Annotated in this window: 16 protein-coding genes and 5 pseudogenes; 18 read left to right on the top strand and 3 right to left on the bottom strand. The window is 70.8% G+C overall.

The features are described from left to right. The first annotated feature begins 12 nt into the window (after positions 1–12). The 18 genes and pseudogenes from RGU41_RS13300 to RGU41_RS13230 all read left to right on the top strand — a co-directional run bounded on the left by RGU41_RS13300 (position 13) and on the right by RGU41_RS13230 (position 17,653). Positions 13–974 (top strand): annotated as a pseudogene (locus RGU41_RS13300) (IS481 family transposase). Between the two features lie 37 nt (positions 975–1,011). Next, positions 1,012–1,995, top strand: coding sequence for a Gfo/Idh/MocA family oxidoreductase (locus RGU41_RS13295; protein WP_322136477.1), 984 nt, complete (start codon positions 1,012–1,014; stop codon positions 1,993–1,995). A 113-nt stretch (positions 1,996–2,108) separates the two neighbouring features. Beyond that, a pseudogene (locus RGU41_RS13290) lies at positions 2,109–4,186 on the top strand (putative bifunctional diguanylate cyclase/phosphodiesterase). Further along, positions 4,078–4,413 carry an EAL domain-containing protein gene (locus tag RGU41_RS20940; RefSeq protein WP_416173187.1) on the top strand — a complete coding sequence of 112 codons (336 nt, stop codon included), beginning with the start codon at positions 4,078–4,080 and terminating at the stop codon, positions 4,411–4,413. Before RGU41_RS13290 ends, RGU41_RS20940 begins: the two are co-directional and overlap by 109 nt. After that, positions 4,410–6,758: a putative bifunctional diguanylate cyclase/phosphodiesterase gene (locus RGU41_RS13285; protein WP_322136476.1), complete on the top strand. Its 2,349-nt coding sequence runs from the start codon at positions 4,410–4,412 to the stop codon at positions 6,756–6,758. Before RGU41_RS20940 ends, RGU41_RS13285 begins: the two co-directional genes overlap by 4 nt. Next, positions 6,755–8,272: a D-alanyl-D-alanine carboxypeptidase/D-alanyl-D-alanine-endopeptidase gene (gene dacB, locus RGU41_RS13280; protein WP_322136475.1), complete on the top strand. Its 1,518-nt coding sequence runs from the start codon at positions 6,755–6,757 to the stop codon at positions 8,270–8,272. The genes RGU41_RS13285 and dacB overlap by 4 nt, the downstream gene beginning before the upstream one ends. A 36-nt stretch (positions 8,273–8,308) precedes the next feature. Continuing rightward, complete coding sequence (locus RGU41_RS13275; RefSeq protein ID WP_322136474.1) at positions 8,309–8,908, top strand: isochorismatase family protein; 600 nt, start codon at positions 8,309–8,311, stop codon at positions 8,906–8,908. A 138-nt stretch (positions 8,909–9,046) separates the two neighbouring features. Continuing rightward, positions 9,047–9,760: a DUF4397 domain-containing protein gene (locus RGU41_RS13270; RefSeq protein WP_322136473.1), complete on the top strand. Its 714-nt coding sequence runs from the start codon at positions 9,047–9,049 to the stop codon at positions 9,758–9,760. 205 nt (positions 9,761–9,965) lie between these two features. After that, positions 9,966–10,385: a DUF4397 domain-containing protein gene (locus RGU41_RS20935; protein ID WP_416173151.1), complete on the top strand. Its 420-nt coding sequence runs from the start codon at positions 9,966–9,968 to the stop codon at positions 10,383–10,385. Continuing rightward, positions 10,355–10,834: pseudogene (locus RGU41_RS20930) on the top strand (DUF4397 domain-containing protein); the annotation flags it as partial. The gene RGU41_RS20935 and the pseudogene RGU41_RS20930, both read left to right, overlap by 31 nt. 114 nt (positions 10,835–10,948) lie before the next feature. Continuing rightward, positions 10,949–11,578, top strand: coding sequence for a class F sortase (locus tag RGU41_RS13260; RefSeq protein WP_416173150.1), 630 nt, complete (start codon positions 10,949–10,951; stop codon positions 11,576–11,578). Positions 11,579–11,690: 112 nt separating this feature from the next. Next, entirely contained in the window at positions 11,691–12,251 is a 561-nt protein-coding gene (locus tag RGU41_RS13255; protein ID WP_322136471.1) for an RNA polymerase sigma factor, read from the top strand. After that, positions 12,238–13,011: a hypothetical protein gene (locus RGU41_RS13250; protein WP_322136470.1), complete on the top strand. Its 774-nt coding sequence runs from the start codon at positions 12,238–12,240 to the stop codon at positions 13,009–13,011. The genes RGU41_RS13255 and RGU41_RS13250 overlap by 14 nt, the downstream gene beginning before the upstream one ends. After that, on the top strand, positions 12,993–13,196 hold the full coding sequence (locus RGU41_RS20925) for an anti-sigma factor domain-containing protein (RefSeq protein ID WP_416173186.1): 204 nt from the start codon (positions 12,993–12,995) through the stop codon (positions 13,194–13,196). The genes RGU41_RS13250 and RGU41_RS20925 overlap by 19 nt, the downstream gene beginning before the upstream one ends. Before the next feature lie 64 nt (positions 13,197–13,260). After that, positions 13,261–14,737: pseudogene (locus tag RGU41_RS13245) on the top strand (NAD-dependent succinate-semialdehyde dehydrogenase). 25 nt (positions 14,738–14,762) lie between these two features. Next, positions 14,763–15,560, top strand: coding sequence for an RNA methyltransferase (locus RGU41_RS13240; RefSeq protein WP_322136469.1), 798 nt, complete (start codon positions 14,763–14,765; stop codon positions 15,558–15,560). Positions 15,561–15,628: 68 nt separating this feature from the next. Next, positions 15,629–16,816, top strand: coding sequence for a thiolase family protein (locus RGU41_RS13235; RefSeq protein WP_322136468.1), 1,188 nt, complete (start codon positions 15,629–15,631; stop codon positions 16,814–16,816). Between the two features lies 1 nt (position 16,817). Beyond that, positions 16,818–17,653, top strand: a pseudogene (locus tag RGU41_RS13230) (SDR family NAD(P)-dependent oxidoreductase). A gap of 17 nt (positions 17,654–17,670) precedes the next feature. Here RGU41_RS13230 and RGU41_RS13225 read toward each other — a convergent pair. The 3 genes from RGU41_RS13225 to RGU41_RS13215 all read right to left on the bottom strand — a co-directional run bounded on the left by RGU41_RS13225 (position 17,671) and on the right by RGU41_RS13215 (position 21,709). Further along, on the bottom strand, positions 17,671–19,248 hold the full coding sequence (locus RGU41_RS13225; protein WP_322136467.1) for a hypothetical protein: 1,578 nt from the start codon (positions 19,246–19,248) through the stop codon (positions 17,671–17,673). Positions 19,249–19,640: 392 nt separating this feature from the next. Continuing rightward, complete coding sequence (locus tag RGU41_RS13220) at positions 19,641–20,696, bottom strand: agmatine deiminase family protein (RefSeq protein ID WP_322136466.1); 1,056 nt, start codon at positions 20,694–20,696, stop codon at positions 19,641–19,643. Next, complete coding sequence (locus tag RGU41_RS13215) at positions 20,693–21,709, bottom strand: nitrilase-related carbon-nitrogen hydrolase (RefSeq protein ID WP_416172929.1); 1,017 nt, start codon at positions 21,707–21,709, stop codon at positions 20,693–20,695. The genes RGU41_RS13220 and RGU41_RS13215 overlap by 4 nt, the downstream gene beginning before the upstream one ends. Between the last annotated feature and the right edge of the window lie 78 nt (positions 21,710–21,787).

Here is a 21,787-nt window from a genome sequence, read left to right as displayed (position 1 = left end):
ACGGAGGTCCTCATGGGTCACATTAACGCGCGTTTGACTGTTCATGGAAAAGTTCTCCTTATCGAGCGGGTAACTGTGGATAACCGGCCTGTCGCTCACGTCGCGAAAGAGCTCGGCATCTCACGTCAATGTGCCCACCGCTGGCTGGCCCGCTACCGGGCCCAGGGTCCTGCCGGCCTCCACGAACGCTCCTCCCAGCCGCGGTCCTCACCCCGAAAGACGAGCCCGGAGCGGGAAGCACTCGTCCTGAAATCACGCCGCACTCTCAAGTCCGGGCCACTACGCATCGCCGCCGCTACCGGCGTGCCGGCCCGGACCGTGTCCCGGATACTGGCCCGACACCACGTCCCCCACTGGCGTGGTGCGATCCCCTCACCGGGGAACCGATCCGCGCGACCCGGGCCACGGCCAACCGCTACGAGCGCGAACGTCCCGGCGAGCTCGTCCACATCGACGTGAAGAAACTGGGCCGGATCCCCGACGGCGGCGGCTGGAGAGCCCACGGCCGCAGCGAGCAGGTGCGTGGCCGCGGCATCGGATTCGACTACGTCCACGCCGTGATCGACGACCACACCCGCCTCGCCTACATCGAGATCCACCCCGACGAAAAAGGCGTCACCGCCGCCGGCGTCCTCACCCGGGCGGCCGCGTTCTTCGCCGTGAACGGCATCCCCAACATCGAACGAGTCCTCTCCGACAACGCCTTCGCCTACCGGAATTCCGCAGCGTTCCAGAAGGCCGTCGCCGACCTCGGCGCTGAGCAACGCTTCATCAAACCGCACTGCCCCTGGACCAACGGCAAAGTCGAACGCCTCAACCGCACCCTCGCAACCGAATGGGCCTACAGCCAAGTCTTCACCAGCAACGAAGACCGCACAGCAGCTCTTGCACCCTGGCTCAACTACTACAACACTGAACGCATCCACACCGGCATCGGAACAACCCCCATCAGCCGAGTGTCACCAACGTCATGACTCAGTACATCTAGCGGCACGTGACTAGGCTCGGAGCATGACCAAGACAATTCGCTGGGGGATCCTGGCCACAGGCGGCATCGCCCACGCATTCACGAGTGACCTCATCCTGGCCGGGCACACCGTCCAGGCCGTCGGCTCCCGGTCCCAGGCGGGGGCGGATGCCTTCGCGACCGAGTTCGGGATCCCCACGGCCCACGGAAGCTACGAGGCCCTCGCCGCGGACCCCGAGGTCGACATCGTCTATGTGTCGACCCCGCATCCGTTTCACGCCGCCAACGCGACGCTCGCCCTGAACAACGGCAAGCACGTGCTGATCGAGAAGCCGATCACCCTCAACGCGCGCGAGGCGAGGGAGATCACCGAACTCGCCGCGGAGAAGGGCCTGCTCGTGCTCGAGGGGATGTGGACCCGGTTCCTGCCGCACATGCGGCGAATCAGGGAGATCATCGCAGCGGGCACCCTCGGCGACGTGCACACCCTGATCGCCGACCACACCCAGGATCTCCCCGACGACCCCGGGCACCGGCTCAACTCGATGCAACTCGGCGGCGGTGCGCTCCTCGACCTCGGCGTGTACCCGATCACCTTCGCCTCCGAGCTCTTCGGCACGCCGGAGACCATCCTCGCCGCGGCGACCTTCAAGGCGACGGGAGCGGACGCCCAGGTCGCGACGACCTTCCGCTACCCCGGCGGCCAGATCGCCGTCACGCTCTCGGCGAGCGACACGGCCGGGACGAACACGGCCGTGATCCTGGGCACGCTCGGCCGGATCGAGATCGACGCGGTCTGGTACTCGCCGACGAGTTTCCGGGTGCTGAACCGCAGCGGGGAGGTGCTCGAATCGTACGTGTCTGCCGTGAACGGCCGCGGGATGCAATTCCAGGCGGTCGAAGCCGAGCGGGTCATCCGCGCCGGCCTCACCGAGAGCGACCTGCTCCCGGTCGCGGAGATGGTGAGCATCATGGGGACCCTCGACACAGTCCGGGAACGGATCGGACTGCGCTACCCGGGTGAATAGGCCGCTGACCAGCCGACGCTAGCGCTTCAGGCACGGTAGCCTGACCTCACAGGCAACCGCGACCCGGGGATGACCCCCGGCCGGACGGTACGGCAATCGAGAGCTCGGATCCAATGGAATTGCTGGTGCGGGAGGATCGCAGGCGAGGTGCGGCCACGCCACGGTCGGATGCCTGGCTCGTCTGGTCACTCATCGTGCTGGTGGCGGCGTCGGCGGTCCAGACCCTCGTCGCGGGTGTCGCAGGCGTCCGGACCCCGGTCGGCGACATCGTGGGGGCGCTGTCCTTCTCTGCGCCCGTCGTTCTCTGCTGGATATCGGTCCATCGTGCCGCGGCGCGCCGGACCGAGTTGGTCCTCACTGCCCTGGCCCTGAGCGCCTATTCCCTGTCGGGCATCCTCTTCTCCCTGGTCTACCTGGTCTTCGCGGGCGTTGCCTCCGACTCGCTGGCGATCCTTGCGACCGCGCTCTTCTTCTCGTTCTACCCGCTGGTGCTCGCGGCCCTCGCCGTCCTGGTCCACCGGCAGAAGGGGCGGCTGTCCTGGGGTGTGACTCTCGACAGCACCGTCGGCGCCCTCGGCGCGGCATCCCTCGTCGTCGTCCTCCTCGGCCCGAGCATCGACCGGGCATATGGGAGGCCGTTCTCGCTCGACTCGTTCGTCGCCGCCGCGAATCCCCTCCTGGACATCCTTGTTCTCGCCGCCCTCGCCGGTGTCGGCGCCTCACGGTCGATCAGTGCCGGGCGCAACTGGCTCATGCTGGTCGCGGGGGTGCTTCTCTTCGCCGCCGCCGACATCGGCTTCTCCCTCACCGGGATGACCATCGAGGGCAGTTACTCGACGGCGTCGCCGTTCGACCTCGGCTGGATCGCGGGCCTCGCACTGATGGCCCTGTGGGCGCACCGCTCGGCCAGGCCCGTGCCGCCGGCGCCGGCCGTCCGCGACACGGCCGTGATGCGCTGGGCGCTCTCCCTCCCTGTCCTGGCTACGACCGCGGGACTCGTCGTCCTCCTGATCGCGAGCGAGATCGAGGTCTCCCCGCTCGCCATCTCCCTCGCGGCAGGGGCCGTGGTCCTCTCCGCAGCCCGCACGACGCTCGCGTTCCGTGAACTGCGGCGGATGGGCGACATGCGCAGGCAGGCCAGGACGGACGACCTCACCGGGCTGCCCAACCGGCGCGCCCTCTACTCCGAGGTGCCGTTGAGCCTCACCTCCGGTGCCAACCGGGCCCTGCTGCTCCTCGACCTGGACCGCTTCAAACACATCAACGACAGCCTCGGGCACGATGTCGGGGACGAACTGCTTGTGCAGGTCGGGACTCGCCTCACGAGCCATGTCCGGGGGACCGACCTCGTCGCCCGGCTCGGCGGCGATGAATTCGCGATCCTCCTCGCCGACGCCGGGGAGGCGGAGGCCGTGATCGTGGCGGGGACGCTCAGGGAAGCCCTCGCCCGGCCGTACCTGCTCGAAGGAATCACCCTGCAGACCACGGTCAGCATCGGCATCGCCCTCTATCCCAGCCAGGCCCTCGACCTGACCGGCCTCCTCCGCAAAGCCGACATGGCCATGTACAAGGCGAAGGCAAGCCGCAGCGGTCACCGGGTCTACGACACGAGCGACGACAGCCACGGCGCCGCCCGGCTTCGCACCCTCCAGGAGCTGCGCGTGGCCCTGGCCGAGCGTCAGCTGGAGCTCTACTACCAGCCCAAAGTCGACCTCGCGACCGGGGCCGTGCGCGGTGTCGAGTCGCTCGTGCGCTGGAACCACCCGGTGCGCGGACTCGTCCAGCCCGGTGACTTCCTGAGCATCGTCGAAGAGGCCGGTCTGATGAACCGATGACCGAACAGGTGCTCGACATGGCCCTCGACCAGGCCGCCGTCTGGCATTCCCGCGGTGCCGACCTGACCGTCGCCGTCAACCTGACGGCGAGCGCGCTCGTCGACGCGGAACTGCCGGAGCGGACCGCGGCGATGCTCGCGGACCGCGGCGTGCCGGCATCCGCCCTCATCCTCGAGATCACCGAGGAATTCCTGCTCGAGGACCGCGCCCGGACCACCGCGATCCTGACCCGGCTGCGGGCGGGGGCATCCGCATCGCCATCGACGACTTCGGGACGGGATACAGCTCGCTCGCGTACCTGCGCGACCTGCCGGTCGACGAACTCAAGCTCGACCGGTCGATCGTGTCGCCGATGAAGGACGACCCGCGCGCGGCCGCCCTCGTCTCCTCGACGATCGAACTGGCGCACAGCCTCGGGCTCACGATGGTGGCCGAGGGTGTCGAGGACGCCGAGGTCTACGCCGACCTGGCCCGGTACGGCTGCGACGAGGCCCAGGGCTTCCACATGTCCCGGCCGATGCCAGCCGGCGAACTCGACAGGTGGCTCGCAGAACGTCGACTCGCCCTCACGGCGTCACCGTGACGGCCGTCGTGACGCCGCGCCGCCAGGGCCTGGACCGCTGGATGCTCTGGGCGCTCTGGCTGATCATCGCGGCGCACGTGGCGAGCCTCGTGCTGCGGGCACCGGCGGACTACGTCTCCTCCCCGTTCATCCTGCTCGGGGTGCTCGCCGCCGCCGCGCCCCTCATCGTCTGCTGGGTGGCGGTCGCGCACACCCGGTCGAATCGACTGCAGGCCAGGCTCGCCGCCTCGGCCGTGACCGTGTTCGTGATTGGCAACGGCTTCTTCGCGGCCGCCGACCTGCCGGCCGGGGACTGGGTGCCGGTGCTGGCCGCCCTCGCCCAGCTCTGCTACCTCGCCTTCTACCCGCTGATGCTCGCCGCCCTGTTCACCCTCGTGCGGCACCAGTTGCGGAGCCTTTCCCTCGCGATCGCGCTGGACTGCGTCGTCGGCGGTCTCGGCGCCGCCGCTGTCGTGTCCGCCGTGCTCGGGCCCGTGCTCGCGGTCGGCGCCCAGGGGCCGCCGTCCATTTCCACCTTTGTGGGCATCGCGAGTCCCGTGCTCGACCTCGTCATCGTCGCAGCGGTCGTCGCGATCGCGGCGTCACCGATCCTGATGGCAGGCCAGAGCTGGATCCTGCTCGTGGGCGGGCTGCTCTCGTTCGCCGCGGGGGACATCCTCTTCGCGTTGGGCAAGCTCAACGGCACCTACGTGGTCGGCCACTGGCTCGACGCCGGCTGGTCGATCGGACTCGCGCTCGTCGCGACGTGGCTGCGCACGGCAGCGACCCCGGACACGGACGACGAAGGCACGGGCGACGGAGGCACGGGCGACGGAGGCACGGCCGAACGCGGCACGGATGCAGCAGACCGGCCGGGCGCCTCGGCGAGCGGATCCGGCGTGCTCGCGGTCCCTGTCGTCGCGACGATCGCCGGTCTCGCCGTCCTCCTGGTTTCGAGCAGGCACGGAGAGTCACAGGTGACGGTGGGGCTCGCCGCCGCCACCCTCGTCGTCTCGTCCGCCCGCACGGTCATCGCATTCCGGGAACTCGGCCGGATGGGCGATCTCGCCAGGCTGGCCCGCAGCGACGACCTCACCGGGCTCCCGAACCGGCGGGCCCTCTACGCCGAAGTGCCCGCCCGGCTGGCCCTCGGCGGGCGCAACGCCCTGCTCCTGCTCGACCTGGACCGGTTCAAGGAGGTCAACGACAGTCTCGGGCACGACGTCGGGGACGTGCTCCTCGTACAGGTTGGCCTGCGGATCGGCGCCCAGCTCGGCGCGGACGACCTCCTCGTGCGGCTCGGCGGCGACGAATTCGCGATCTTCCTCCGCGACTCCGGCCGGGAAGAGGCCGAAGTCGTCGCGATGAAGGTGCAATCCGCCCTCGCGGCACCGCACACGCTCGAAGGCATCTCGCTGCAGTCGAGCGCGAGCATCGGGATCGCGCTGAGCCCCGAGCACGGCGAGAGCCTCGGCATCCTGATGCGCAAGGCCGACATGGCGATGTACCGGGCCAAGGTGCGGCGCGGCGGACATCGCGTGTACCACCCGGTCGACGACAGCCATGGCGACACCCGGCTGCGCACCCTCGAGGAATTGCGCGCGGCGCTTGTGACCAACCAGCTGGTGCTGCACTACCAGCCGAAGGTCGAACTCTCCGGCGGGGAGGTGCGCGGGGTTGAGGCCCTCGTGCGCTGGAACCATCCGAAACGCGGCCTGCTCTACCCAAGCGAATTCCTCGAACTCGTCGAGGACGCCGGCCTGATGCAGACGCTGACGGAGCGGGTCCTCGAACTCGCATTCGACCAGGCCGCGGTGTGGCACCGTCGCGGCGAGAGGCTCACGATCGCGGTCAACCTCGCGGCGAGTTCGCTCCTCGACTCCGGCCTGCCTGAACGGGTCGGCGTCATGCTCACCGCGCGGGACCTCCCGGCGACTGCCCTCATGTTCGAGATCACCGAGGCCTTCCTGCTCGACGATCGCGGCCGGGCGAGCGACATCCTCGGGAGACTGCGTGCCCGCGGCATCCGCATCGCCGTCGACGACTTCGGCGTGGGTTACAGCTCGCTCGCCTACCTCCGCGAACTCCCGATCGACGAGCTCAAGCTCGACCGCTCGTTCGTGGCCCCCCTGAACGGTGACAAGCGCGCCGCCGCAGTGGTGTCGTCGAGCATCCACCTCGCCCACAGCCTGGGGCTGCGGATGGTGGCCGAGGGGGTCGAGGACGCCGAGGCGTACGCGCAGCTCGCGCGGTTCGGTTGCGACCAGGCCCAGGGCTACTACGTGTCTCCGCCGGTGCCCGCCGCCGTTCTCGACGAGTGGCTGGCCGCGCGCCTCACAGCGGACGCAGGTACAGTACAGGCGTGAACGATCAGGACAGCACCGCACTGCAGGGTCCAGGAGCCCAGGAGGCCGCCCCGCATCGCCCCGGAGTGAGCGGCCCCGGAGCGGCCGGGATCGCCGGGTTCCTCGCCCGGCACCGCACTGCTGCCTGGGTCACGGCCGCGGCCGTCGCCTTCGCCCTGCTCGGCAGCGGCGCCGTCGTCGCCGGCGCGTCCACGCGCGCCTCCGCGCCGGTCTCCCTCCCGGTCACGGACTCCGCGACGCCGACGCCCACCCCCACCCCGACGCCGATCCCCGTGCGCCCGGTTCCCGGAGCGGTCGTCCCCGCGAGCCACTTGCGCACGTGTTCCGTCGCCGCACTGTCCACCGACTCCCGCCTGGGCAGCTTCCAGTCGCAGGTCGTGAACGCGACGACGGGCGAGGTCCTCTTCGACCGGGGCGGCAGCACGCCCTCCCGCACCGCGAGCGTGCTCAAGGTCCTCACCTCCGCCGCGGCGCTGAGCGTTCTCGGCTCCGACTACCGGGCGACGACGACGGTTGTGAAGGGCGCGGAACCCGGTTCACTCGTGCTCGTCGGCGGCGGGGACCTGACCCTTTCCCGGCTGCCCAGCGGGGCGGAGTCGACCTATACCGGGGCGGCACACCTCGACACCCTCGCCGTGCAGGCCGTCGCGGCGTGGCAGGCCGACCCCGCGACCGCGATCGTCCCGATCACCTCCCTCGTGCTCGACTCCTCCCTGTTCGGAGACCCGGCGTGGGGCCCCAGCTGGAACCGCAAGGAACTCACCGACGGGTACATGCCCGAGATCACCGCCCTGCAGGTCGACGGCGACAGGGACAACCCGAAGCAGAGCACCTCCGCCCGCAGCAGCGACCCGATCGGGCGCGCCGGGCAGGCATTCGCCGACCTTCTCGGCAGCAGCGTCACGGTCACCCGTGGCACGGCGCCGGCCGGGGCGACCCAGCTCGCATCGGTCCAGTCGCAGCCGGTGTCGACACTGATCAAGCAGGCGCTCATCGTCTCGGACAACACCATCGCCGAGATGCTCGCGCGGCTCGTCGCGGTCAAGTCCGGCGCGGGCAACACCTTCTCGGCACTCCAGAAATCGACGGTCGCCGGGCTGCAGACGTATGGCATCGACACGACCGGCATCGTCATCGCCGACGGCTCCGGCCTGAGCGACAACAATGCCGTTCCGCCGTCGTACCTGACCAAGCTGTTCATCAAGATCAACGCACGCGAGGGCGATCTCGGGATCGTCTTCGACGGACTGCCCGTCGCCGGCGGTAAGACCGGCTCCCTCTCCTACAGCGACCGGTTCACCGGCAAGAACGCGGATGCCGACGGTTCCGTGTTCGCGAAGACCGGCTGGATCGACACCGGGTACACCCTCGCCGGCATCATCCACGCCGCAGACGGGACCCCGCTCACCTTCGCCGTCTACGCGCTCGGTGATGTGGGTGATAATGCGAAGCAGGCGATCGACACCATCACGGCGGCGTTCTATCGCTGCGGAAACAACCTCTCCAATACCTAGCGCCTCACGCAGGCGCAGAACCCAGAACGGAGCACCGTGGCCAGGGCCTTGTTCATCATCGACGTGCAGAACGACTTCACGGAGGGCGGCGTCCTGGGGGTCGACGGCGGGGCGGCCGTGGCCGCGGGCATCAGCAGACTGCTGGCGGAGCATCCGCTGCGCTACGACTACGTCTTCGCCTCGCGCGACTGGCACAACGCGGCCGGAGACAACGGTGGCCACTTCGCCGCGGCGGGTGCAGAGCCCGACTACACCGGCACCTGGCCGGTGCACTGCGTCGCGGACACTCCCGGCGCCGATTACCACCGGGACCTCGCGCTCCCGGCCGGGACCGTGCATATCCGCAAGGGACAGGGCGAACCGGGGTACTCGATCTTCGCCGGCGTCGACGAGTCGGGCGCGCGCACGGCCGAGGTGCTGATCGAGCACGCGGTGACGGATGTCGACGTCGTCGGAATCGCAACCGATCACTGTGTGCGGGCCTCGGGTCTCGATGCGCTCGAGCACGGCCAGCGGGTGCGCGTGCTCACCGACCTCGTGGTCGGCGTCGACCCGGACGCCTCTGCCGCGGCGCTCGCCGAGCTGGCGTACGCCGGCGTCGCCCTGACCACCGCAGCGGACCTCGCGACCGCCTAGCACCTGCTCCGCCAGCTCCGGCGCCACCCGGAAATTTGCAGGAGTTTGTGCCTGGGTGCATCCGGATGGGGGGTACCCGGCGAAGTGGGGATGGGAGGCAACGCTGCCTTCCGCCACCACGACAAGCAGGAGGTAACCATGCGCAAAATTCTCGCCGTAGGCGCCGCAGTCGGTGTACTCGTAGCTCTCGCAGGATTCGGGCCGGCGTACGCCGGGGACGGAGGCCACGGTCACGGTTCCGGTGACAACGGGCCGGCCGAATTGACCGTGTTCCACGGAATCCCCGGGGTCACCGTCGACGTCTATGTCGACGGAGCCCTCACGCTCGACGACTTCACGCCTGGCTCCTTCTCGGACACCCTGTCCCTCGACCCCGGCACCTACTCGGTCGCGATCACCGCTGCCGATGCAGCGGATGCGAGCAGCCCGGTGATCGGCCCGGTCGACCTCTCCCTCAAGAGTGGCGACAACTACACCGCCGTCGCCCACCTCACCGAGGCAGGGGAGCCGACGGCCACCCTGTTCACGAACAACCCCGACTCGGTCGGCAAGGGTAAAGGCCGGCTCACGGTCCGTCACGTTGCCGCAGCGCCGTCCGTCGACGTGCTCGCGAACGGTGCCGCGGCCATCACCGACCTCACCAACCCCGACGAGGTCGAACTCACCCTCCCCACCGGCACGATCTCGGCGGCCGTCGCCGCGACGGGCACCACCGACCCGCTCCTCGGGCCGGCCGATGTCTCGATCGCGAAGCGCACGAACACCATCGTGTACGCCTACGGCAGCCTCGCCGACGGAACCCTGGCGCTCGCCGTGCAGACGGTTCCGCTCGAGAAGGGCCACCGGCACTGACCCGTCAGGTGCCGGCATGAGCGGACCGGCCTGCGCAGACACCCACTGCGCGGGCCGGTCTCCGTCTCGTCGTGCAGCCGTTCCGCATCCGCTCTCCCGGGAAATCTTTTGTCGCAACCGCATCCGAAATGGGCCCTGAACAGGAAGTAGTGGGTAAGAAGCAGTTCACCCCCAACGTAGTTCACCCCCAAAACAGGAGGACACCATGCGCTCGACACACAGCAGACGAGTGAAGGCTTCCCTCACCGCTTCCCTCACCGTCTCACTCACGGCCGCTTCGATCGGGGCGCTCGTCGTCTTCGGCGGCCTCACCACGGCGACCGCCGCAACGGGCGACGCACAACTGTCGGTCTTCCACGGCGTCCCCGGTCTCACGGTCGACGTCTACGTCAACAACAAGCTGACGATCGACAACTTCAAGCCGGGAGACATGGCCGGCCCCCTCGACCTCCCCGCCGGCACGTACACCGTCGCGATCACGGCCTCCGACGCCGCGGACGCGAGCAAGCCGGCGATCGGCCCGGTCGACCTCCCCTCGAGGCGGGCAAGAACTACACCACCGTCGCGCACCTCGGGGCTGACGCGAAGCCCACGGCGACCCTCTTCACCAACGACACGTCCATGATCGCCGCCGGCTCTGGCCGCCTCGTCGTGCGGCACGTGGCCACGGCGCCCGCTGTTGACGTCCTCGCGAATGGCGCGGTCGCGATCTCGAACCTGTCCAACCCGAAGGAGTCGGTCCTGACGATTCCCGCGGGCACGATCTCGGCCGTCGTCGCGGCCACCGGTACTACGGCCCCCGTGATCGGCCCGGCCGACGTGAAGGTGGCCGAGGGAGTCGACACGATCGTCTACGCCTGGGGCAGCCTCGCGGACAAGAACCTCGCCGTCGCCGTGCAGACCGTTTCGGGCATGAACTCCGACCCCAACGGCATCCCCGCCGGCGAGGCCGGACTCGTCGCAACCAACCGGCCGGCAAACCAGACTCCGCTCTGGCTCGGCGGCATTGCCGTGCTCGTGTTGCTCGGCCTCGGGTCGGCTACCTTCCTCGGATTCCGCCGAGCGCGCCGCTGAGCGCGCGAGCCAGGACTGAGGGACAACGATGAGGGCCATGGCGGGCAAAATCGGGATGCTCGCTGTGGCCCTTATCTTGCTTTCCGCTGTCGCCCTCGCACTGATGCTGAGCGGATGCGGGAGCGCACCCGGCGCGCGGACCCTCGCCGCCGCGCCGACGCAGCTCCCCGCGACGCCCATGCCCACGCCCAAGCCGGCGTCCAAGCCGGCGTCCACGCCGACCGCAGCGCCGCCGGCCGTTCCGCTCCTCACCGGGGCGAGTGCCGACATCCGCTCGGTGCAGGCACAGGCGACGGTCGCACCGGTGCGGATCAGGATCGAGGCGCTCGGGATCGATATGGACATCGAGGCCGTCGGACTCGGCGACACCGGCGGCATGGGCCTGCCGAAGAACCCCGCGATCGCGGCCTGGTACAAGTTCGGGCCTGCCCCGGCGAGTGCGGCGGGCGCGACGGTGATCGCGGCCCACGTCGACTCGCTCGAGTACGACATCGGCCCGTTCTCCCGGCTCGCCAGCGCTGCACGGCGGGAACGGAGATCGTGCTCTCGCTGGCCGACGGCGGCGAGCGGCGCTACCGCGTCGCATCCGTCGACCTTGTCCTCAAGCCCGACGTGCCCTGGCCGGCGATCTTCGACCGGACAGGGCCCGCCCGCCTCACCCTCGTCACGTGTGGCGGTGAATTCGACTACACGGCGAGACGTTACCTCTCCAACGTGATCGTTTCCGCGACGCCGGTTCCCTGATGCTGAGGTCTGGCTATGCTGTCGGCGACGAAGCCCGGCACGCTGCACCCGACAGGGGTCGCGGATGACCGGGAACCGCGTGACTCCGTCAGCCGGGAGGCAACGAAACTCAGTGACCGCACCCATCGATGATGTCGACCACCTGCGCCTCGTCGCCGCGTTCCGCGCGGGGGACGAGCGCGCCCTCGCCGAGGCCTATGCCCGGTGGTCGTCGCTCGTCTACACGATCGCGGTGCGCTCGCTCGGAGATCCCGGCGAGGCAGAGGACGTGACGCAGACGGTGTTCATCGCCGCCTGGCGCGGCAGGGAAAACTACGATCCCGACCGGGCGAGGCTGCCCGCCTGGATCGTGGGCATCACCCGCCACACCGTCGCGGACACCCATGAGGCCCGCTCCCGGCGCCGCCGGATCGAGCAGGCCGTCGCGGGCGAACTGCGCACGACATCCGTCGACGACTCTGTCGACGTCGCCGACCGGGTGATGTTCGCCGAGGAGTTGCAGCGGCTCGCGCCGGTTCCGCAGCGCGTCATGCAACTCGCCTTCTATGCTGACCTCACACACGCGCAGATCGCTGCGATGCTCGATCTGCCGCTCGGAACCGTCAAAAGCCATATCCGCCGAAGTCTCGGCCGACTGCGAGCCCGATTGGAGGCCGAGGATGACACATATTGACCGCGACGACCTCGCACTCATCGCCCTCGCCGAGTTCGACCTCACCGAGGCAGAGCGCGGACATCTCGCCGAGTGCCCGCAGTGTGCGCTCGAACTGATCTCGCTGCAGCACACCGCCGCGGTCGGTCGGTCCGCCAGGCACATCAGCCTCACCGAGCCCTCCGTCGCCGTGTGGGCGGGCATCCACGCGACCCTCGGTCTCAGCGCCGCCGTCGGCGCGCCGCCGAGAATGCCCGACTTCGTGCGCCCGGCGGATGCTGCCGGTGCCGGTGACGACCTGACCGACCTCCTCGAGGGCGAGCGGGAGGCATCCGTCATGCCCGTCACGCCCGTCATGCCCGTCATGCCCGTCATGCCCGTCACGCCTGCCGCGCCCGCCATTCTCGCCACACCCGCCGCGGGCCCAGCCGTTGCCGACCCGCCGTCCGCCCGTCCGCCCACGTCCGACTCGCCCGCCGCGCTGCGTCCGCGTCGACGGGCGAAAGCCAGGAGTCGAACCGGGGTGCGCCTCCTCCTGGCGGCGGCCGCGGCCGTGGTCCTGGTCCTCGCCGGCTTCGGCGCGGCGCGCTGGGTCGATGCGGTGCAGCCGCCCGCGACCGCGCCCGTCACCTACGAGGCCCGCCTCGAGCCGTTCCCCGGATGGCAGGCGAGCGGCAGCGCCGAGGTCGAGGCCATGCCCGGCGGACACCGCGAGGTCGTCGTCGACCTCACCGGCCTCGCCGTCGCCACCGCGGCGGCCCCCTGCGCGAGGTTTGGCTGATCAAGGCGGATGCCTCCGGACTGATCAGCATCGGCCTCCTCGACGGCAGCACCGGCCACTTCGACATTCCCGACGACGTCGACCTCGCCCAGTACCCGCTCGTCGACGTTTCGGCGGAACCCGACAACGGAAACCCGGCCCACTCAGGAAATTCGATCGTGCGCGGAGAACTGCACGCTACGTGAGCGCGGCCGCCCCCGGATAGGCTGGATGACGCAGAGCAGCAGACACTCGCGACAGGGAGACACTATGACGAACGTCACCGAAGCCGAACTTCTCCGGATGGTTCCGAAGGAACTCTTCATCAACGGGGAGTGGGTGCCTGCACGTGACGGGGCGACGCTCGACGTCGTCGACCCGGCCACCGGGCTCGTCATCGCCTCGATCTCCGACGCCGGGGTCGCCGACGGCGCAGCAGCCCTCGACGCCGCCGTCAACGCCCAGGACAGCTGGGCGGCGACCCCACCCCGGGTCCGCGGTGAGATCCTGCGGCGGGCCTTCGACCTGATGCAGGAGCGCAAGCAGGAGTTCGCCCTGCTGATGACGATCGAGATGGGCAAGCCGCTCACCGAGGCATACGGCGAGGTTGCATACGGCGGCGAATTCCTGCGCTGGTTCAGCGAAGAGGCCGTGCGCATCAGCGGCCGGTACGGCACCAACCCCGAGGGCACCGGGAGGATGCTGGTGTCCCAGCACCCGGTCGGCCCCTGCTTCCTGATCACGCCCTGGAACTTCCCGCTCGCCATGGCCACCCGCAAGATCGCTCCCGCGCTCGCCGCCGGCTGCACCGTCGTCGTGAAGCCGGCGTCGCTGACCCCGCTCACGACCCTGTACTTCGCCAAGCTTCTCGCCGAGGTCGGGCTCCCCTCCGGTGTGCTCAATGTCATCACAACCTCGCGCTCCGGCGCGGTGTCCGACCCGATCATCGCCGACCCGCGGCTGCGCAAGCTCAGCTTCACCGGGTCGACAGCGGTCGGTCGCCGCATGATCGGCCAGGCAGGCCAGGGCGTGCTGCGCACCTCGATGGAACTCGGCGGGAACGCGCCGTTCATCGTCTTCGCCGACGCCGACCTCGACAGCGCCGATCAACGGTGCCATCGCCGGCGAAATTCCGTAACGTCGGGCAGGCGTGCACGGCCGCCAACCGGTTCATCGTGCAGGCGTCCGTCGCGGAGGAGTTCGCCCGCCGGGTCACCGAGCGGGTGCAGGACTTCGTCGTGGGTCGCGGCACTGCAGAGGGCGTGAACATCGGACCGCTGATCAACGCCGGGGCCGTTGAGAAGGCATCCACCCTGGTGCAGGACGCCCTCGAGCGCGGCGCGAGACTGCTCACCGGCGGCGACTCGATCGAAGGCGCCGGCACCTTCTTCGAACCGACCGTGCTGGCCGGGGTCGCGCCGGGCAGCGACATCCTGCGCGAGGAGATCTTCGGGCCGGTGCTCGCGATCGCGACCTTCGACGAGGAAGACGACGCCGTGCGCCTCGCCAACGACACCGAGTTCGGTCTGTCAGCTACGTCTTCACCCGGGACCTCGCCCGCGGGCAGCGCATGGTCGAACGCCTCCAGACCGGCATGATGGGGCTCAACATCGGCGTGATCTCGAACGCGGCCGCACCATTCGGCGGGGTCAAGCAATCCGGCCTCGGCCGCGAGGGCGGCCCGGAGGGCATCCAGGAGTACCTCTCGACCAAATACACGATGACCCCGGACCCCTTCGCCGACTAGCGTCCCCGGCTCGTAGACTGAACGGATGCCCGTCATCGAGATCACCGACCTCGACGACCCGAGGCTCGTCGACTACGCCCACGTCACCGACGTCGCCCTCAAGAAGGCCCGCGGCACCGAGCACGGCCTGTACATCGCCGAGTCGGCGCTCGTGCTCGAGCGGGCGCTGCGGGCCGGCCACCGGGCCCGCTCCGTGCTCGCGCTCGGCAATACGGTCGACGAGGCCCGCGCGCTCGTCGGCGAGGACGTGCCGGTGTTCGTCGGGCCAGGGGAGCTCCTCGCCGAGCTGACCGGGTACATCCTGCACCGCGGCCTGATCGCGGCGATGAACCGGCCCGCCCTGCCGGACGCCGACACCCTGCTCGCCGGGGCCCGGCGCATCGTGATCCTTGAGAACGTGTCGGACCCCACCAACGTCGGTGCGATCTTCCGCTCCGCCGGCGCGATCGGGGCGGATGCGATCCTCGTCACGCCGCGCTGCTCCGACCCGTTCTACCGCCGCGCCATCCGCGTCTCGATGGGGACGGTGCTGCAGGTGCCGTGGACCCGCGTCGGCGACTGGCCGAGCACCCGCGCGCTGTTGTCGAGGCGCGGCTTCCACGTCGCCGCGCTCGCCCTCCGGGCGGATGCCGTCAGCCTGCGCGACTTCGACGGTCGCGATCACGAGAAGCTCGCCCTGCTGCTCGGCGCCGAGGGCGAGGGCCTCACCGAGGACGCCCTCGCCGCAGCCGACAGCGTCGTGCAGATCCCGATGAAGCACGGCATCGACTCCCTCAACGTGGCCGCGGCCAGCGCCGTCGCGATGTGGGCGCTCTCCGCCTGACCCGCGCCGCGCCAAGGCTGGCGGGCCCCGGCGGGCCCGGCGGCGCGGCATAGGCCTAGGCTGTCGGCATGAGCAACGAGGCCGTGATCATCGATGTCGTGCGCACCCCGTCCGGGCGGGGCAAACCGGGTGGAGCACTGTCGGGGGTGCACCCGGCGGACCTGCTCGCCGGGGTGCTCGCCGAGCTGGTGCGCCGGAACGACCTCGACCCCGCGCTCGTCGACGACGTGATCGGGGGCTGCGTCACGCAGACGGGCGAGCAGGGCTACAACGTGACCCGCACGGCGCTGCTCAGCGCGGGGTTCCCGGAGTCGGTGCCGGGCACGACGATCGACCGGCAGTGCGGTTCCAGCCAGCAGGCTGCGACCTTCGCCGCCCAGGGCGTGATCGCCGGAAGCTACGACATCGTGATCGCGTGCGGAGTCGAGTCGATGAGCCGGGTTCCGCTCGGCTCGTCCCTGCGCCCGGGCCAGGATCCGTCCGGTCGTCTCCTGCACGAGCGCTACCCGAACGGTCTCGTCGGCCAGGGCGTCTCCGCCGAGCTGATCACCCGCCGTTGGGGCTTGACCCGCACGGAGCTCGACGACTACGCGGCCCGGTCGCACTGGCTGGCCGCCGAGGCGCGCGACAGCGGTGACTTCGCGCGCGGCCTCGTGCCGGTCCGGCTGCCGGACGGCACCGTCGTCACCGAGGACGAGACCATCCGCCCCGGTACCACGCTGGACACCCTGGCCGCCTTGCCGCCCGCGTTCCGCACCGATGCCCTTGCGGACCGATTCCCCGACCTCGACTGGCTGACCACCGCGGGCAACTCGTCGCCGCTCACCGACGGCGCCTCCGCCGTGCTGATCATGAGCGCCGCCCGCGCCGCCCAGCTCGGCTGCACCCCGCGGGCGCGGTTCGACAGCTTCGCCATCACGGGGAGCGACCCGCTCCTGATGCTCACCGGCGTGATCCCGGCGACCCGGCGCATCCTCGCCCGCTCCGGCCTCGACCTCGACGACCTCGACGCCTACGAGGTCAACGAGGCCTTCGCGTGCGTGCCGCTCGTCTGGGCGCGCGAATTCGACGCCGACCCCGTCCGGCTCAACCCGGCAGGCGGCGCGATCGCCCTCGGCCACGCGCTCGGCTCCTCCGGCACCCGACTGCTCGGCACCCTGCTCGGCACCCTCGAGCGCACCGGTGGCCGCTTCGGCCTGCAGATCATGTGCGAGGGCGGCGGCATGGCCAACGCGACGATCATCGAGAGGCTTTGAAATGCGCATCGACGGATGCTCCGCACTGGTCACCGGGGCCGCCTCCGGCCTCGGGCTGGCCACCGCCACCGCCCTGCACGCGGCCGGGGCAGCGGTCGTGCTGCTCGACCTGCCGGGGGCACCCGGGGCCGCGATCGTGGCCGCCCTCGGCGACCGGACGCGCTTCGTGGCCGGCGACGTCACGAGCGCGGGCGATGTGCACCGTGCCGTCGAGGCTGCGGTGTCGATGGCGCCGCTGCGGATTGTCGTGACGTGCGCGGGAATCGCGCCGGCGGAACGCACCGTCGGGAGGGACGGCCCGCTCCCGCTCGACGACTTCGAGCGGGTGATCCGGGTGAACCTCACCGGGACGTTCAACGTGATCCGGCTCGCGGCGGCCGCGATGCTCGCCGCCGAGCCGATCGACGCGCTGGGCATCGGCCTCGGCGCCGGCTTCGGGGCCGGCTCTGGCGCGGGTGGTGGACCAGGGGAGGCGGGACCGCCGAGCGGGGCGTGATCGTGACGACGGCATCCGTCGCCGCCTTCGACGGACAGGTCGGGCAGGCGGCATACGCGGCCTCGAAGGGCGGGGTCGCGGCGATGACCCTGCCGCTCGCCCGGGAGTTCGCGCGCTCACTGATCCGGGTCGTGTCGATCGCGCCGGGCGTCTTCGACACCGCGATGCTGCAGGGCATGCCCGCCGCGGTGCGGGAGTCGCTCGCCGCGCAGGTTCCGCACCCGGCCCGGCTCGGCGACCCGAATGAGTTCGCCGCGCTCGTGCGGCACATCGTGGACAACCCGATGCTCAACGGCGAGACGATCCGGCTCGACGGCGGAATCCGGATGCCGCCCCGCTGAGCCCGCGCGACCTGCGCCTACTCGGTGTGGTTGACCTTCCGCTGCGGGGAGCCGGCCGCCCAGCGCTCCGCGGAATCCGTGGCGAGCCCGGCGATCTCGTCCTGGCGGTGCACGATCGCCTCGGCGGCCGCGATCCGCTCCGTCAGGGCGGGCAGTGGGACACCCGCGAGCAGCGCTGAGAGCTGCGCCTCGTACTCGATCCGATGGTTCTCGGTGCCCTCGGTCAGCGAACTCAGCAGCGCGGCGTACTCGATGCGCGCCTCGCGGGCGGTGGCCTGCTCGGTCTGGGTATTCAGCTCGAAGAACTTCGTGCGCGCCCGGTTCTCGGAGATGAGCGCGGCGCGATAGTTCGGGCCCGTGCTCTTCTGCCCGGTCTTCACCCGCAGCTCCGTGGCCCTGGCCAGGATCTCCCTGGCCCTGTCCCGTTCGGCGCGCAGGACCTGAGAACCCGTGACCGTGCCGACGTAATTCGCCACGATCGGCGCGCCCGGCGCGGGCGCCATCGGCGCACGCGCTGACCGGGTCAGGGGTGCCTGGGGTGCGCGCTGTGCGGCGAGGTGTGCGGCAGACACCGCAGCGGACCGCACCGTCGACACCGGTTCCGGTTCCGGCGGCGCGGGCAGTCGCGACGGGCCGGCCAGTGGCACGTGCAGCGGCACGTTGATCGCTTGCGCTGCGGCGGCGGCTTGTGCTGACGCCGTCTGTGCCGCTGCGTGCGCGGTTGCGGCCTGTGCGGCGGCGGCTTCTTCTGCCGCGGCTTGTGCTTCGGCGTGTGCGGCTGCGGCCTGCGCCCGGGTGGCCTGCTCGATCGCGGCGTGCGCTGCCTCGGCCTGCTCAGCCGCACGGTGTGCCGCTGCTTGTGCTGCAGCGGTTTGCACGGCGGCGGCGTGCGCCGCCTCGGCCTGTGCCGCCTCGGCTTGCGCGGCGGCGGCCTGCGCCGCGGCTGCCTGAGCGACCGCGGTCTCTGCGGCTGCGGCAAGCGCGGCAGCGGCAGCCGATGCACTGGGTCGCGCCGGCGGTGCAGTGGCCAGTTGTGCGGCGAGCGGCGGCGCGGCAGCAAACGGTGCGCCAGCGAGCGGCGCGGCGACCGGCGGCGCGGCCTGGAGCGCGGCGGGCGGAAGAACAACCGGCACCGCAACGGGCGCGGTCACGGCAGCGCTCACGCCCGGATGACCGGTTTCCCGCGGCTGGACGGCCCGGGCCACGAAGTCGGGGACGACCTCGGTGCTGCCGTCGCCGCGCTTGAGCACCCAGTTCACGTTGTCCCGGCCGCTGACCGTGGGCACCGAGATCTGGGCGACGTCGACAAAGGCCTGTTGGGCGTAGTACTCCGCGTTGGAGAGCACGCCCTTGCCCGGAGACACCCGGGCGTTCATGTGCCGGCTGAACCGGCTGCGCTCTGCGGCGCTCAGGAGCGCCGGGTTGAAGGTGATCGCTGCGCTGCGCCCGAGCCGGACGACGGGGGAGGTCCCGGTCGAGGGCTGGCTTGCGCGTGCGACCGGGGGATTCTTCGCCGCGGTGCGTGCGGCGGAGCGCTGGCTGCGGCGCAGCAGGGCCTCGCGTTCCACGTCACGGAAATCGCCTGCGGCGCTCATTCGAGGACTCCCGCACGTCCAGTGGCGGAGGCCAGCGGTCGGTCGCCGGCTGGGGGTACAGGTGTATCGGGTGTCGGGTGGGTCACGGCGGGTCCGCGTTTCTCGCTTCGACGTCACCTCTTCGTCGGGGTGCTCAGCCGACCCGGGTTTCGGGACCGTGAAGTCGGCAGTCGAACGGAGGGGACCGGCGCGCAGTCAGTGCTGCGAGGGGTCCGACACCGTCTGGAAAATCGAATCAGCCGCCGGGGCGAACGACAGACCTTCCGACGAATGGTTACGTAGTGATAGATGGGTAGGGTCGGCCGTGCGACTGACCCCGGAACAGGGGGTAATCACACGCCCACACATACCCTAGCTGCGCCGACAGCCTCACCGCCAGACATTGCGGCGGGTTAAGCCGCCGCGGGCTGCTGCTGGGTGATGCAGTGGATGCCTCCGCCGCGGGCGAAGAGTGGCCGCGCGTCCACGGTCACAACCGTCCGCCCCGGGTAGGCGTCCTCGAGGATCGACCGGGCCGCGGCATCCGCCCGGGGTTCGCCGAAGCCGCACGCGATGACGCCGCCGTTGACCACGAGATGGTTCACGTAGCTGTAGTCGACGAATCCCTCGTCGTCGGAGAGCCGGGCGGGCGCGGGCAGGTCGATGATCGTCCAGGGCCGGCCTGCGGCATCCGTCGAGGCGGCGAGCACCGCGCGCAGCTCGCGGGTCACGGTGTAGTCGGGATGCGCCTGGTCGTTCTGGGCGTGCACCAGGAGCGTGCCGGGCGCGGGGATCGCGGCGACGATGTCGACGTGCCCGCGGGTGCCGAAGCGGGCCTGGTCGCGGGTGAGGCCGCGCGGCAGCCAGATCACGTGGGTCGCCCCGATCGTGCGGGCGAGTTCGGCCTCGACCCTGGCCCGGTCCGCGTGCGGGTTCCGGCCGGGGTCGAGCTGCACGGTCTGGGTGACGATGACGGTGCCCTCGCCGTCGACCTGGATGCCGCCGCCCTCGTTGACGAGCAGCGAGGACACCGGTGTCGCCCCGGCCGCGCGGGTCACGATCCCGGCGATGTCGGCGTCGCGGCCCCAGCTCGCCCAGTCCTGGCCGCCCCAACCGTTGAAGATCCAGTCGACGGCGCCGAGCCTGCCGTTGTCGTCGAGCACGAAGGTCGGCCCGATGTCGCGCATCCAGGCATCGTCGAGCGGGGCCTCGAGCACGTCGACGCCGGCGGAGAGGTGCCGCGCGGCGGCGGCGCGCGCGTCGCGTGCGCCGGTCCCGGCCGTGCTCCCGCCGGGGTCGACGACCATGGTCACCGGCTCGAACTCGAGCACCGCGTGTGCGACGGCCGCCCAGGTGCTGCGCGCCTCCTCCGCCTCGGCCGCCGTGTCGCCGAGCGTGTAACCGTCGGAGGGGAAGGCCATCCAGACCCGCTCCTGCAACGCGGTCTCCGCGGGCATCCGCCAGGTCATGCGCGGGCCGCCGCGCCCGCGCTCGAGTCCGCGTCCGCGTCCGCACCGAACGGATGCGTCGGCTCGACCGGGGCGGTCAGACGCCCGTAGCTGTCGGGCCGGCGCGTGCCCAGGAACGGGAACAGGGCCAGCCACTCGGCCCGCTGGGCGAGATCGAGGTCGGCGACGAGCACGGCCGACGTGTCGCGGGGGGCCTGGACCAGCATCCGCCCGTAGGGGTCGGAGATGAACGAGGAGCCGTAGAAGGTCAGGTCGCCCTCGTCGCCCCAGCGGTTCGGGACGACCATGAACAGGCCGCTCGTGATGCCGTTGCCGACGATGACGTGCTGCCAGATCGGCTGGGTGTCGAAGGCCGGGAAGCCCGGTTCTGAGCCGATCGCGGTCGGGTAGGCGAGGATCTGCGCCCCGGCGAGGCCGTAGAGGCGCGAGACCTCGGGGAACCACTCGTCCCAGCAGGTCGGCAGGCCGATGCGGGCGCCGTCGAGTTCGACCGGCGCGTAGACGGGGTATGCGTCCTCCGGAGGCCCGGGGCGGAAGTAGGTGTCCTCGTAGTAGCCCTCGGTGACCGGGATATGCAGCTTGCGGGTACGGCCGAGCAACTCGCCGGAGCGGGAGACGATGATCGCGGTGTTGTAGCCGCGCGGGTCGCCGGGCTGGTCGGCCGGGTCCGGCCGTTCGAACAGCGAGGCGTGCACGACGACGCCGTGCGCGCGGGCCTGCTCGGCGGCGAAGGCGAAGGTCGGGCCGGTGAGCAGGTCCTCGGCATCGAGCTTGGGCACGCCGGTCGCGCGCCGGTTGCCGGGGTACTTGCGGAGGGTCAGCTCCGGGAGGAACACGATCCGGGCTCCCGCGGCGGCGGCGAGGCGGATGCCCTCGGCGAGTTCGGCACGGAGGGCCGCGTCGTCCGCGTGCCAGCGGTGCTGCACGAGGCCGACCCGGAGCGGGGTGGCGGAGGGTGCGGCGCCGGCGACCCGGGTCAGCGGCGGGGCGGCGGGGGCGATGATGAGCTGCAAGGCGTCTCCTGGGGTGCCGGGAACGGCGGTCGAAGGAAGGATAGGGAGCCAGTTGATCACTTGATCAATAAGCCCGAG

The organism is Cryobacterium sp. 10C3, from assembly GCF_034314285.1.
GTDB classification, from domain to species: Bacteria; Actinomycetota; Actinomycetes; order Actinomycetales; family Microbacteriaceae; genus Cryobacterium; species Cryobacterium glucosi.
The sequence above is the reverse complement of the archived record's forward strand: the minus strand, read 5'-3'. Positions and strand labels throughout refer to the sequence as shown.

Bases quoted from the DNA above. Each gene is read 5' to 3' on its own strand.
- RGU41_RS13295 (WP_322136477.1), top strand. From the start codon at position 1,012: ATGACCAAGACAATTCGCTGGGGGATCCTGGCCACAGGCGGCATCGCC.
- RGU41_RS13270 (WP_322136473.1), top strand. From the start codon at position 9,047: ATGCGCAAAATTCTCGCCGTAGGCGCCGCAGTCGGTGTACTCGTAGCT.
- RGU41_RS20935 (WP_416173151.1), top strand. From the start codon at position 9,966: ATGCGCTCGACACACAGCAGACGAGTGAAGGCTTCCCTCACCGCTTCC.
- RGU41_RS13260 (WP_416173150.1), top strand. From the start codon at position 10,949: ATGCGGGAGCGCACCCGGCGCGCGGACCCTCGCCGCCGCGCCGACGCA.
- RGU41_RS13250 (WP_322136470.1), top strand. From the start codon at position 12,238: ATGACACATATTGACCGCGACGACCTCGCACTCATCGCCCTCGCCGAG.
- RGU41_RS13240 (WP_322136469.1), top strand. From the start codon at position 14,763: ATGCCCGTCATCGAGATCACCGACCTCGACGACCCGAGGCTCGTCGAC.
- RGU41_RS13235 (WP_322136468.1), top strand. From the start codon at position 15,629: ATGAGCAACGAGGCCGTGATCATCGATGTCGTGCGCACCCCGTCCGGG.
- RGU41_RS13225 (WP_322136467.1), bottom strand. From the start codon at position 19,248: ATGAGCGCCGCAGGCGATTTCCGTGACGTGGAACGCGAGGCCCTGCTG.
- RGU41_RS13220 (WP_322136466.1), bottom strand. From the start codon at position 20,696: ATGACCTGGCGGATGCCCGCGGAGACCGCGTTGCAGGAGCGGGTCTGG.